The following is a 12,387-nucleotide window of genomic DNA, read 5'->3' on the forward strand; positions in this document are numbered from 1 at the left end:
ATGGCGTCCTCAAAACTCAAGGCACACCTGCGACGGCTCAAAGCCCGCACCTTCGACGCGCTTTTCCAATCCGTCGCACAAACATGCGACCTCTTCCCGCCAAACGAGTGCCGAAACCTCTTCAAGGCTGCCGGTTATGTTGCAGATTAAGTGGACGATGCTCTAGACGCGCCTCCCCGGGCTTCTTCTCTGTTCAAATACTCCCAGGGGAGTCGCCCCGCAGGGGCGGCGGGGGCAGCGCCCCCCGCGCCGCCGACACGGGGCTCAGGTGGCGTAGTTGGAGCCTTCCTCGTCCAGGATCGCCTTCAACTCGTCCAGGTGATGGTGATCGCCGCCGGGATACTCCTCGATCTCGCGCGCGGTCTTCTCGGCGATCTCGTCGGACAGGATGGCCAGCGGCTGCCCGGTCTGCAACGCGGTGATGTAGACCTGTGCCGCGCGTTCGAACATGTAGAGCCGGTTGAAGGTCTCGGCCACGGTGTCGCCGATCACCATGATGCCGTGGTTGCCCATGATCAGCGTCTTGACCTTGGGATCGGCCATCAGCTGGGCGCAGCGCACGCCTTCCTCCTCGAAGGCGAGACCGCCGTACTGGTCGTCCACCGCCTGGCGGTTGAAGAACATCGCCGCGTTCTGGTCCAGCGCCGGCAGGCGCTTGTCCTTGAGGCAGGCCAGCACGGTCGCATGGACCGAATGCACGTGCATCGCGCAGCGCGCGTGTGCGCAGTGCCGGTGCAGCCCGCCGTGCAGGCCCCAGGCGGTCGGGTCCGGCGCGCCGGGGCGGTTCAGCGTGTCGGGGTCGTTGGCGTCCACCACCAGCAGGTCCGACGCGCGGATGCGCGAGAAATGCACCCGGTCCGGGTTCATCAAGAACTTGGTCCCGTCCTCGTTGATCGACAGGCTGAAATGGTTGGCCACTGCCTCGTGCATGTTCAGCCGGACGGTCCAGCGAAAGGCGGCGGCAAGGTCGACTCGTTCCTGCCAGTGGTCGATGTTGGCAACATTCCTTGGTGCGTTCATGGCGGCTCTCCCCTTGTGCGGCAAAGAGTGGCCGCGCCCGCGAGGCTTGTCAAACGCTGCGGCACTTGCATCGGGACGCCGCCTGGGGAACTCTGCGCGGATCATCCCCGAGAGGTTCGCCATGCACCGCATCCTGTCCGCCGGACTGTCCTACGGCCTGATCGTCTTCGGCTTCGGCTTTGTGCTGGGCACCCTGCGCACCATCCTGCTGCTGCCCTACGTCAGCCCGGTCACGGCGGTGCTGATCGAACTGCCCTTCATGCTGATCATCAGCTGGCTGGTGGCGCGTTTCCTGGTGGATCGGCGGCAGGTGCCCGCGCGGTCCGGGGCGCGGGTGGCCATGGGGGCGCTGGGCTTCGCGGTGCTGATGGCGGGTGAATTCCTGCTGGCGGCCGCGCTCTTCGGACTGCCGCCCGCCACTTACCTCGCGGCCATGCTGCGGCCCGATGCGCTGCCGGGGCTGGCCGGGCAGTTGGTGTTCGCGGCGATTCCGCTGCTGCTGTTGCTGCGCCAGGACCGCGGTCATAGCGGGCGCGACGGCACCCAGGCATAGCCGTCCGGGCACAGCAGGTAGGCCTCGCGCAACCCGTGCGGCTTGTCCGTGGGCGGTTGCAGGATGTGCATCCCGTGTTCCTCGGCCAGGGCCGCCGCTGTGTCCGGGTCGCTGTCGTAGAGGCGCAGTTCCGCGCCCGCGCCGCGCGCTCCGGCCTCGGGCAGCAGCCCGAGCAGCGGATTGGCGAAATAGGTGTGGTCGGCGTGCAGCTGGAACACGGCCGCCCCATAGCGCAGGATGGCGAAATCGCGGCTGACCCGGTGCCCACTCATGCCAAAGACGGCCTGCAACATCGCGCAGCGCGCGGGCACATCCGACACCAGCAGGTTCAGCCCCAGCCCGCGCAGCGATGCGCCGAAGTCCGCCGCCGGGACGCTCTCGTAATCCATGTCAGCACCTGTGACCCTTTCGGCAGCTTGAACCTGCCGCAACACCCTGTCAACCTTGCCGCCAAACAGGGGGCAGACATGCAGGACACGGCCACGACACTGGACATCGTCACGCCGGAGATCCCGGCGCCGGAAAGCTTTGACAACGCCGAGGCCGCGGTCGCGCGGCTGTGCGAACTGTACGACGCGGCGGCGGGATTCCTGCGCGACACCTTTCTCAAGGCCATGGCCGAAGGGCACCCGGGCGTGCGGCTGCGCGCCTTCTACCCGGAGATCCGCCTGACGACGACGCGGTTCGACAAGATCGACAGCCGGCTCAGCTTTGGCCACGTGACCATGCCGGGCACCTATGCCACCACGGTCACGCGGCCGCACCTGTTTCGCCATTACCTGACCCAGCAGATCAGCCTGCTGCTGCACAACCACCGCGTCCGGGTGCGCATCGGGGTGTCGGACACGCCGATGCCGGTGCATTTCGCGGTGGCGAATTTCCCCGATGTGACCGTCCCGCAGGAGGGCGCGGCCGATTTCGCGCTGCGCGACGTGTTCGACGTGCCGGACCTGTCGACCACCAACGACGACATCGTCAACGGCGAGGCCGAGCCGGCCGAGGACGGCGCGCTGCCGCTGGCGCCCTTTACCGCGCAGCGGGTGGACTATTCGCTGGCGCGGCTGGCGCATTACACGGCGACCGACCCGGTGCATTTCCAGAACCACGTGCTGTTCACCAATTACCAGTTCTACGTCAGCGAGTTCGAGGCCTACGCCCGCGCCATGCTGGCCGACCCCGACAGCGGCTACACCAGCTTTGTCAGCACCGGCAACGCCGAGATCACCGATCCCGACGCGCCGCTGGCGCAGCCGGACCGCATGCCGCAGATGCCCACCTATCACCTCAAGCGGCCCAAGCAGGGCGGCATCACGCTGGTCAACATCGGCGTCGGCCCGTCCAACGCCAAGACCGCGACCGACCACATCGCCGTGCTGCGGCCGCATGCCTGGCTGATGGTCGGGCACTGCGCCGGGCTGCGCAACTCGCAGAGCCTGGGCGACTACGTGCTGGCCCATGCCTACCTGCGCGAGGACAAGGTGCTGGACGACGACCTGCCGGTCTGGGTGCCGATCCCGGCGCTGGCGGAAATCCAGATCGCGCTGGAGGGGGCCGTGGCGCAGGAGACCCGGCTGTCCGGCTTCGAGCTGAAGCGGGTGATGCGCACCGGCACCGTGGCGACGCTGGACAACCGCAACTGGGAGTTGCGCGAATACAGCGGCCCGGTCAAGCGGCTCAGCCAGTCGCGGGCCATCGCGCTGGACATGGAAAGCGCCACCATCGCCGCCAACGGCTTTCGCTTTCGGGTGCCTTACGGGACGCTGCTGTGCGTCTCGGACCGGCCCCTGCACGGCGAGTTGAAGCTGCCCGGCATGGCCACGGATTTCTACAAGACCCAGGTCATCCGGCATCTGCGCATCGGGATTCGCGCCATGGAGGCGCTGCGTGAAATGCCGCTGGAACGCATCCACAGCCGGAAATTGCGCAGTTTCGAGGAAACCGCGTTCCTTTGACGCGGCGGAAACTGGCACAAAATGCACTTTGTCGCCTTCCGGAGGCCCCCTAATCGTTGTGTTTCGCCTCAACATCCGGTTTTATTCCGCCGCAGAGGCCCAAAGAGAAACGGGCGGTGAAGGAGACCATGAAATGGCGAAACCGATGACCAAGACGCAACTGGTCGCAGCGCTGGCGGAAAAGATGGACGCGGACAAGAAGACGGCAGGCGCCGCGCTTGACGCGTTGACGGACCTGATCACGGCCGAAGTGGCCGCGGGCGGTGCCGTGACCCTGCCGGGCGTGGGCAAGATCTACTGCCGCGAGCGCCCCGAGCGCATGGTGCGCAACCCTGCCACCGGCGAGCAGTTCAAGAAAGAGGCGGACAAGCAGGTCAAGGTGACCATTGCAAAGGCGCTGAAGGACAGCGTGAACGCCTGATCGCCTTGCCGGTCCCGTCAGGGGCCGCAGGGGTCAGAAGGGTCGCTTCGGCGGCCCTTTTCCATGTCTGGCCCTGATCATGTCCGGTTCTGATCATCTCCGGCCGATTTCAGGGTCCGGGCGGACCGCCGGCTAGAACCCCTGCGAGACGTGGCCACGCTCGGCCCAGTGGTACTTGGACCCTTCGGTATCCTCGGTCGGGATGTCGAGCATGGTGGCGCGTTCATAGACCACCTGGGTGGGCACGTTCAGCGTGTCGGCCACCAGGTTGGCCCGGCCTTCGTACCACAGCGCCATGAACTCCTGCCGGGGCATCAGCAGGATGCGGGCAAAGCGCACCGCCTCGCGCAGGGCATCGCGGCTGGCGGGCTTGTGCAGCGCCTGGATGCCGCAGCCGGGATGCGCCTCGCGGGTGAGGGGCACCTGCAGGATCCAGTGGCCCACCCCCATCGCGGCGATGAAACGGTCCTGCCGCGGCTTGCCCTTCTTCGGCAGGTAGATGCAGGCCTTGCGGTGCAGCGGCACGTCCAGCAGCACGTCATGCGGCGGGCCGGAGTATTCCAGGTCGACGTTCAGCGCGCGGCACAGCGGGTCCAGCGGCCCGCCGTCGCGCAGGGTCAGGCCCGGCGTCTGCGACATCATGTCGGCGATGACCTGGTCGATCTCCTCGTCGGTGACGCCGGCGGCCTGCGGCTCCACGTAGGGGTAGCTGGGGTATCTGGTCGGCATCGGCGCCTCCGCTGCGGCAAACGGGGCCCGGCCGGGCGGGCCGGGGTGCCCGTTTGTGTCACGCCGGGGGTTTCCGATTCCTGAAGGGATGCCGCGATCGGTCGGATTGTCCGGGCTATTGCCGGTCAGACCGTGGCCAGGGCCGCAGCGGTCAGCGTGCTCAGCGACTGGCGCTGGCGCGAGTCGGCGTCGAAGTTTTCCGGTGCCAGCCACGTGTCGAAGGCGCCGCGCAGCGCCGGCCATTCGCTGTCCAGGATCGCGTACCAGGCGGTGTCGCGGTTGCGCCCCTTGGTGATGGTCGCCTGCCGGAAGACGCCTTCGAAGGTGAAGCCCAGCCGCACCGCCGCCGCCCGCGACGGCGCATTCAGCGCGTCGCATTTCCATTCGTAGCGGCGATAGCCCAGATCGTCGAAGGCAAGGCGCATCAGCAGGACCATCGCCTCGGTCGCCAGCCGGGTGCGTTGCAGCCGCGGCGCGTAGTGGATGTAACCGACCTCGACGCTGCCCACCTCGGGCGCGATGCGCAGCAGCGAGCAGAAGCCCTGCGGCTCGCCCGCGTTGTCGGCGATGCAGTAGAACTGCGGATCGGCGCTGCCCTGTCCGGTGCGACACCAGCGGCGCGCCTCGTCCACGTCCTGCCAGGGGGCGATGGGCAGGTAGGTCCAGCCGTGCCCCTGGCTGTCCTCGGCAAAGGCCGCGAACAGCCCCTCGGCGTGGTGTTCGCGCAGCGGCTCCAGCCGGCCATGGCGCCCTTGCAGCGTGGCATGGGGCGGGCGGGGCCGGGGAAAGACGCCGGTCACGGGCAGCCCGACAGGCTGCCCGAGCGCGTTGGTTTCGGTCATCCGAAGACGCGGGTCAGCGCACCGTCCACCGCCGACAGGATGTGGTCGATGTCGTCCTTGGTGGCGATCAGCGCGGGCGAGAAGCACAGCGTGTTGTTCTTGCCGGGGACCGAGCGGTTGGTCGCGCCGATGATCACGCCCTGGCCCATGCAGTCGGCCACGACGGCCTGTACGCGGGCCTCGGGCTGCGGGTCGCGGGTCTGGCGGTCCGTCACCAGTTCTGCGCCCAGGAACAGGCCCTTGCCGCGCACGTCGCCGATCACCGCGTGGCGGTCCTGCAGCGCGCGCAGCTGGTCGAGCATGTAGTCGCCCATCGCCACGGTGTTGCCCAGCAGGTCCTCTTCCTCGATGATCGACAGGTTTTCCAGCGCCGCCGCCGGCCCGGCGGTGCAGCCGCCAAAGGTCGAGATGTCGCGGAAATAGTTCATCGGATCGCTGGCATCGTCCTTGAACATCTCGAACACGCGTTCGGAAGTCACGCAGCAGGCGATGGCGGCATAGCCCGAGGCGACGCCCTTGGCCATGGTCACGAAATCCGGCTGCACGCCGTAGTGCTGGTAGCCGAACCAGGTGCCGGTCCGGCCGACGCCGCAGACCACCTCGTCGATGTGCAGCAGGATGTCGTACTTGCGGCAGATCTCCTGGACCTTCTGCCAGTAGCCCTCGGGCGGGACGATGACGCCGCCGCCCGCGGTCACCGGCTCAAGGCACAGCCCGCCCACGGTGTCTGGGCCTTCACGCAGGATGATCTGTTCGATCTGGTCGGCGGCCCATTCGCCGTAATGCTCGGAGGGCGCGCCGTCCTGCTCGTGCTTGCGGTATTCCAGGCAGTGCGGCACGCGGACGAAACCGGGGGTGTAGGGCCCGTACTGGGCGTTGCGCTCATCCTGGCCGCCGGCCGACAGGCAGGCGATGGTGGTGCCGTGGTAATCGCGGTCGCGGTACAGGATCTTGTGCTTCTTGCCGCCGTACCGCTTGTGCGCGATCTGGCGGATCATCTTGAAGGCCTTCTCGTTGGCCTCGGAGCCGGAGTTGCAGTAATAGACGCGGGTCATGCCCGGCATCTTTTCGATCAGCCGCTGCGAGAACAGCGCGCCCGGCACCGATCCGGCGGAACCGGCAAAATAGTTCACCCGCATCAGCTGGTCATAGACCGCGCGGGCGATCCGTTCGCGGCCATAGCCGACGTTGACCGTCCAGACGCCGCCGGAGACCGCGTCGAGGTGCTCCTTGCCCGCCTGGTTCCAGACGCGCATGCCCTTGCCCTCGATGATGATGTTCGGGTCCTTGGATTCGAAGGGCTTGTGCTGGATCAGGTGATGCCAGACATGGGCCTTGTCGGCCTCCACCACACGGGTGAGGTCGTTCTGCGAATAGGTGCCGTCCATCTGAAAGCCCTCCATGGCTGCTGTATCGCGTGCGCGGGACATTAGCACATGTGCCAGAATGATGGGCAGCGGTTAGGTCCAGATTTCGGACTCGTATCATGCCAGTTTGCGCTCATGCGCGGCGAACCGCCACCGCCATGGATACGGTTCCCCTGCGATTCCAGTCGGATGGGTGGTTTCACGATTTTCGAATGTGGCGGCCGGTCTCGACAAATCCGGCCCCTGGCCCGGAAAAACCGTTGATCCGCTGCCTGTTTTCCGGTCGGAATTGGGCAGGGCGTCCGAAACGAGGCGCCGCCGCACCTTGCGGCATCACAATTGACCCGCTGGCCACGGCGGACACAACCGGGAGAATGACAATGACTTTCAAGACCACCCTCAAGGCGGCGACCGCGGGCCTGGCCCTGCTGACCGGCGCGCAGGCCGCTTCGGCGGACATCACCGTGGGCTACTTCCTGGAATGGCCGATGCCGTTCCAGTACGCCAAGGCCACCGGCATGTACGACGAGGCCATGGGCATGACCGTCAACTGGGTCAGCTTTGACACCGGCACCGCGATGTCCGCCGCGATGGCCTCGGGCGACGTGCAGCTGAGCGTCAGCCAGGGCGTGCCGCCCTTCGTGGTGGCGACCTCGGCGGGGCAGGACCTGCAGATCCTCGACGTGGCGGTGAGCTACTCGGAAAACGACAACTGCGTGGTGCGTGAAGCGCTCGAGATCGACAAGACCTCGGCCAAGGAACTGGAAGGCAAGAAGGTCGCCGTGCCGCTGGGCACCGCGGCGCACTACGGTTTCCTCAAGCAGATGGACCACTTCGGCGTCGACATCGCGACCATGGAAGTGGTCGACATGGCGCCGCCGGACGGTGCCGCCGCGCTGGCCCAGGGATCGGTCGACATGGCCTGCGGCTGGGGTGGCTCGCTGCGCCGCATGAAGGAACACGGCAACGCGCTGCTGACCGGCGCCGAAAAGGAAGACCTGGGCATCCTGGTGTTCGACGTGACCTCCGGCCCGTCCGGCTGGGTCGCCGAGAATTCGGACACCGTGACCGCCTTTCTCAAGGTGACGGCCGAGGCGAACGCCATGTGGGCCGATGCCGCCAACCACGAGATGATGCTGCCGGTCATCGCCAAGGACGCCGGCATGGACCCGGACGCCACCATGGCGACGATCTCGACCTTCATCTTCCCGACGGTGGAAGAGCAGCTGACCGCCAAGTGGCTGGGCGGCGGCGCGCAGGAGTTCATGAAGGGCGTGGCCGACGTGTTCGTCGCGGCGGGATCCATCGACAAGGCGCTCGACAGCTATGTCGACCACGTGAACACCGGCCCGCTCGGCGCGGCCGGCGGCATGTAAGGCCACAGGCCACCGCGGGCGCCCGCAGGGCGACCCCGGTGGCAAAGGTTTTGAGAAAAACCTTTGGAAAGGCGTTTGCAAACGCCTTTCCCCCACCCCTGACACCGACAGAGAGACCTCAGGCCATGAGCGGATTGTCCATCGACAAGATCTCCATGCGGTTCGACCTGCCCAACGGCGCTTCGGTGCAGGCGCTCAAGGACGTCTCGCTGACGCTCGCCGAGGGCGAGCTGCTCAGCGTCCTCGGCCCTTCGGGCTGCGGCAAGACCACGCTGCTGAACATCGTCGCGGGCTTTTTGGCCCCCACCTCGGGCGAGATCACCCTGAACGGCCACCAGGTCAAGGGCCCGGACGCCGAACGCGGCATGGTGTTCCAGCAGGGCGCGCTGTTCGAATGGATGAACGTGCGCGACAACGTCAGTTTCGGCCCCCGCATGGCCGGGCGGCGCGAGGCCGACTGGGGCAGCCACGTCGACCACCTGCTGGACGTGGTCGGCCTGCGCGACTTCAAGGAAAAAGCCGTCTACGAGCTGTCGGGCGGCATGCAGCAGCGCGTGGCGCTGGCGCGTTGTCTGGCCAATGACCCGGACGTGATCCTGATGGACGAACCATTGGGCGCGCTGGACGCGCTGACCCGCGAAAAGATGCAGGGCCTGGTGCTGAAGCTCTGGAAGGAGACCGGCAAGACCATCATCCTGATCACCCACTCGGTCGAAGAGGCGCTGCTCTTGGGCGAACGGCTGCTGGTCATGGCGCCGCGCCCCGGCCGCATCCACCGCGAATACCGGCTGCCCTTTGCCGACATGGGGGTGAATTCCGACCTGCGCCAGGTCAAGAAGCACCCCGAGTTCGGCCAGCGGCGCGAGGAGATCCTGGGCATGATCTGGGACATGGAAGAGGAAATCATGGGCCGCGCGGAGGAAAGCGCATGAACCGGAACGCGTCAGTCACAACGGCCCTGGCGGAGCAGGCACAATTGGTCCGGGTGGAGCAGGCACTATGATCGTCTTTGCAATCTACATCGCCATCTTCGTGGTGTCCTTCTTCGTGGTGAAATTCGTCGTCCACAAGACGGTGACCGACTACACCTCGCTCAAGACAGTGACATTCGGCGACGAATCGGCGGTCACGCCGAACCGCATCGCCAGCGTGATCTCGGTGCTGTCGATCTTTCTGCTCTGGGGCGCCTTCACCGGCTCCAAGATGGTGCCAGGCTTTCTGCACGCGCCGGGGCCGTTCATCGGCGACGCCACCTTCACCTACACCGCCACGGCGGAGGGGCAGGAGCCCAACGACGCGACCGTGACGGTGCGGGTCTTCCAGGTGGGCACCGATGTCGAGGTTCCGGTGGTCGAGCCGGGCGAGGGCTGGGCCAAGAACGACGCCGACACCGTGGGCGCCTGGCGCTCGGGGCTGGTCCGGGTGGACCGGAACGACGAGGTCGGGCGCGACGCCGGGCACACCGTGGTGGCGGTGAACGGACAGCCGATCGCCCCGGGCCAATCGGTCGAGACCGAGTTCGGCCGCGTCGGCATGTCACCCAAGGGCACGCTGAACTTCGAGCCGGCCAAGGGCTGGCAGATGGAGCCGATCTGGCTGCCGCCGCCCGAGGCGGTGGTGGCCCGGCTGGCCGAGATCGCCGACCAGGGCTACCGCGATTCGACGCTGTGGGAACACCTGGGCTATTCGTTGTTCCGCGTGGTCGTGGGCTTTTTCTTTGGCGCGCTGGTGGGCATCCCGCTGGGCTATGCCATGGGCCTGTCGAACTGGTTCCGCGGCTGGTTCGACCCGATTGTCGAGTTCATGCGCCCGGTGCCGCCGCTGGCGCTGATCCCGCTGGTGATCATCTGGGCGGGCATCGGCGAACTGGGCAAGATCATCCTGCTGTTCCTGGCGGCGCTCTGGATCATGGCCATCGCCGCGCGGGCGGGGGTTTCGGGCGTGGCGATTTCCAAGGTGCACGCGGCCTATTCGCTGGGCGCGTCCAAGTTCCAGATCATGCGCCACGTCATCATGCCGAACTCGCTGCCGGAGATCTTTACCGGGGCGCGGGTGGCGATGGGGGTGTGCTGGGGCACCGTGGTCGCGGCCGAACTGGTCGCCGCCGAGAAGGGCGCCGGCATGATGATCATGGTGGCGTCCAAGTTCCAGCTGACCGACATCGTGCTGATGGGGATCATCCTGATCGGGGTGATCGGTTTCGGCATCGATATCCTGATGCGCATCGCCGAAAAGGCGCTGGTGCCCTGGAAGGGGCGGGTCTGACACGCGGCGCGGGCGAGGGGGGCGCTGCCCCCCGCCTGCCTGCGGCAGTCTCCCCCCGGAGGTATTTTGGCCAAGAAGAAGCCCGGGGCCGGCTCAGTTTCCGGCGGGGTCTGCGGGAGCCTCGGCCTCGGAGCTGAGGCTGTCGAGCTTCACGAGCAGGGCGGTGACCGTCTCGTCGAGCCACAGGCGGCCCCTGTCCACCGCGTCGGTGTAGGCGTCGAGGATCGGTTCGGCCTGCGGCAGGGTTGCGACGATCTTGGGTTTCAGGACGTAGCCCGCCACCAGCAGCACCGCCAGCAGCACCATCAACATGAAGCCGCGGGCAAAGGGGCTGCCGGTCTCGCGCGCGGCGGGCTCGGCCTCGGGCCTGGAGGCGCCGCGGTCGACGACCCGCGGTTCGGAGGTTGCGCGCAGGGTCTGGTTGATTTCCTCCACGTCCGGCAGCAGGCCGCGCCGCGAGGCGGCGGCCGCAGCGGCGGCCTGCACTTCGGCTTCCGTGCGGTCGGGCGGCTCGGGGGTGGCGGGTGGCATCGGGGTTTCGGGCTTGTCGCCGCGCATCTTGGCCATGCGTTCGCGGCTTTCGCGGGCGCGGCGGGCCTGTTCGTCCTCGTCCGGCGGGGTAAGGCCAAGCTCGGCCTGGGTTTCCAGCGGCTCGGAGGCGCGGCGGCGCGCCTCGTACTCGCGCTCTTCGCGGAACAGCTCGGCCATCTCCGGGTCGATGCTGCGTTTCGGCGCCGGGTCCGGCACGGTCGGCGGCTCTGGCGCGGTCTCGGGCGCGGGTTCTGGCACGGCTGCTGGCTTTGGTGCGGCTGCGGGGGCCGGGGAGGGCGGCGTGTCCGCCTCGGGGCCGCGGCGCGGCCGCTCGGTCGCCTGGGCCACCCGTTTCTGAAACCAGGTGTGGCCGCAGCTCGAACACTGCACGTCGCGTCCCGCTTCGGGGATGACCTCGAGGGGCACGTCGTATTGCGCGCCGCAATTGGGGCAAACCAGCCGCATTCCGCTATGTTCCCGTCTCTTGTCCCGTTTTTCCCGCCAGTCCGGCGGGTCATTGAAACCTTAAGCTGCCCGGATCGGCGGGAAAAGTCCATTTCCGACCGGCGCCGCGTTGCAAGAGGCTGACGCCTAGGGCAAAACTGCCACCACATGACAAGGCAGAGGCAGAGCCCGTGATCGAGCTGGACGACGTGGCCTATTCCTACAGCGGCGAGGCGCTGCTTGCGGGCATCTCGCTGCAACTGGCGCCGGGGGCGTTCCATTTCCTGACCGGGCCGTCCGGCTCGGGCAAGACGACCTTTCTCAAGCTGTGCTATGGCGCGCTGCGGCCCACCGGCGGCGGTATCCGCCTGTTCGGCGAGGACCTGCGCACGATGGACCGCGACGCGGTGGCCTATGCCCGGCGGCGGATCGGCGTGGTGCACCAGGACTGCCAGTTCCTCGATCACCTGCCGGTGGGCGAAAACGTGGCGCTGCCGCTGACCGTGTCGGGGCAGGCTTCGCCCGACCAGGCGGACAACCTCAACGAGCTGCTGACCTGGGTCGGGCTGACCGGACGCAGGGATGCCCTGCCGCCCGAGCTGTCGGGCGGCGAACGGCAGCGTGCGGCGCTGGCCCGGGCGCTGATCCTGTCGCCGGACGTGATCCTGGCGGACGAGCCCACCGGCAACGTCGACTGGGAGATGTCGCAGCGCCTGCTGCGCCTGCTGGTCGAGCTGAACCGGATGGGCAAGACGGTGATGATCGCCACCCATGACATGATGCTGATCCGCGCGGCGAAAAGCCTGGTCTCGGCGCGGGTGCTGCGAATCGCCGGTGGCAGCCTGCAGGCGGCGGGGGTGGACCTGTGACGGACCTTGCCAGGCGTC

The 12,387-nt window shown here is 67.4% G+C and carries 13 protein-coding genes and 1 pseudogene; 8 read left to right on the forward strand and 6 right to left on the reverse strand.

Annotated features, from left to right (window positions below):
• Positions 1-150, forward strand: a pseudogene (locus MAA8898_RS26820) (IS630-like element ISSpo6 family transposase); the annotation flags it as partial.
• A gap of 114 nt (positions 151-264) precedes the next feature.
• On the opposite strand, the gene MAA8898_RS17740 reads toward MAA8898_RS26820, so the two are convergent.
• The gene (locus tag MAA8898_RS17740) at positions 265-1,020 is read right to left on the reverse strand and encodes a class II aldolase and adducin N-terminal domain-containing protein (protein ID WP_094022365.1); all 756 of its coding nucleotides are present in this window, start codon (positions 1,018-1,020) and stop codon (positions 265-267) included.
• A gap of 121 nt (positions 1,021-1,141) precedes the next feature.
• Here MAA8898_RS17740 and MAA8898_RS17745 point away from each other — a divergent pair, with 121 nt between their 5' ends.
• Positions 1,142-1,573: a hypothetical protein gene (locus MAA8898_RS17745; protein WP_094022366.1), complete on the forward strand. Its 432-nt coding sequence runs from the start codon at positions 1,142-1,144 to the stop codon at positions 1,571-1,573.
• On the opposite strand, the gene MAA8898_RS17750 is transcribed toward MAA8898_RS17745, so the two are convergent.
• On the reverse strand, positions 1,543-1,962 hold the full coding sequence (locus MAA8898_RS17750) for a VOC family protein (protein WP_094022367.1): 420 nt from the start codon (positions 1,960-1,962) through the stop codon (positions 1,543-1,545). The two genes, MAA8898_RS17745 and MAA8898_RS17750, sit on opposite strands and share 31 nt — an antisense overlap.
• Positions 1,963-2,040: 78 nt before the next feature.
• On the opposite strand from MAA8898_RS17750, the gene MAA8898_RS17755 reads away from it, so the two are divergent.
• Both MAA8898_RS17755 and MAA8898_RS17760 read left to right on the forward strand, forming a co-directional pair.
• A complete protein-coding gene (locus MAA8898_RS17755) occupies positions 2,041-3,525 on the forward strand; it encodes an AMP nucleosidase (RefSeq protein WP_094022368.1) in 1,485 nt (494 codons plus the stop codon).
• A 133-nt stretch (positions 3,526-3,658) separates the two neighbouring features.
• Positions 3,659-3,946, forward strand: a complete 288-nt coding sequence (locus MAA8898_RS17760) for an HU family DNA-binding protein (RefSeq protein WP_094022369.1) — start codon at positions 3,659-3,661, stop codon at positions 3,944-3,946.
• Positions 3,947-4,078: 132 nt separating this feature from the next.
• On the opposite strand, the gene MAA8898_RS17765 is transcribed toward MAA8898_RS17760, so the two are convergent.
• From MAA8898_RS17765 to MAA8898_RS17775, 3 genes are all read right to left on the reverse strand, one after another.
• Positions 4,079-4,675 carry an ImmA/IrrE family metallo-endopeptidase gene (locus tag MAA8898_RS17765; RefSeq protein ID WP_176445214.1) on the reverse strand — a complete coding sequence of 199 codons (597 nt, stop codon included), beginning with the start codon at positions 4,673-4,675 and terminating at the stop codon, positions 4,079-4,081.
• A gap of 125 nt (positions 4,676-4,800) precedes the next feature.
• Positions 4,801-5,517 carry a GNAT family N-acetyltransferase gene (locus MAA8898_RS17770; protein WP_094022371.1) on the reverse strand — a complete coding sequence of 239 codons (717 nt, stop codon included), beginning with the start codon at positions 5,515-5,517 and terminating at the stop codon, positions 4,801-4,803.
• Positions 5,514-6,905, reverse strand: a complete 1,392-nt coding sequence (locus tag MAA8898_RS17775; RefSeq protein ID WP_094022519.1) for an aminotransferase family protein — start codon at positions 6,903-6,905, stop codon at positions 5,514-5,516. The genes MAA8898_RS17770 and MAA8898_RS17775 overlap by 4 nt, the downstream gene beginning before the upstream one ends.
• Positions 6,906-7,264: 359 nt before the next feature.
• Here MAA8898_RS17775 and MAA8898_RS17780 point away from each other — a divergent pair, with 359 nt between their 5' ends.
• The 3 genes from MAA8898_RS17780 to MAA8898_RS17790 all read left to right on the forward strand — a co-directional run bounded on the left by MAA8898_RS17780 (position 7,265) and on the right by MAA8898_RS17790 (position 10,525).
• The gene (locus tag MAA8898_RS17780; protein ID WP_094022372.1) at positions 7,265-8,260 is read left to right on the forward strand and encodes a taurine ABC transporter substrate-binding protein; all 996 of its coding nucleotides are present in this window, start codon (positions 7,265-7,267) and stop codon (positions 8,258-8,260) included.
• Between the two features lie 125 nt (positions 8,261-8,385).
• On the forward strand, positions 8,386-9,192 hold the full coding sequence (locus MAA8898_RS17785) for a taurine ABC transporter ATP-binding protein (protein ID WP_094022373.1): 807 nt from the start codon (positions 8,386-8,388) through the stop codon (positions 9,190-9,192).
• 67 nt (positions 9,193-9,259) lie between these two features.
• Complete coding sequence (locus MAA8898_RS17790; protein WP_094022374.1) at positions 9,260-10,525, forward strand: ABC transporter permease; 1,266 nt, start codon at positions 9,260-9,262, stop codon at positions 10,523-10,525.
• A gap of 93 nt (positions 10,526-10,618) precedes the next feature.
• On the opposite strand, the gene MAA8898_RS17795 is transcribed toward MAA8898_RS17790, so the two are convergent.
• A complete protein-coding gene (locus MAA8898_RS17795) occupies positions 10,619-11,521 on the reverse strand; it encodes a zinc-ribbon domain-containing protein (protein ID WP_094022375.1) in 903 nt (300 codons plus the stop codon).
• Positions 11,522-11,691: 170 nt separating this feature from the next.
• Between MAA8898_RS17795 and MAA8898_RS17800 the strand changes: the two genes are divergently transcribed.
• A complete protein-coding gene (locus tag MAA8898_RS17800) occupies positions 11,692-12,369 on the forward strand; it encodes a cell division ATP-binding protein FtsE (RefSeq protein ID WP_094022376.1) in 678 nt (225 codons plus the stop codon).
• The last annotated feature ends 18 nt before the right edge of the window (positions 12,370-12,387 follow it).

The organism is Antarctobacter aquimaris (assembly GCF_900184945.1).
In the GTDB taxonomy this organism is placed as follows: domain Bacteria; phylum Pseudomonadota; class Alphaproteobacteria; order Rhodobacterales; family Rhodobacteraceae; genus Maliponia; species Maliponia aquimaris.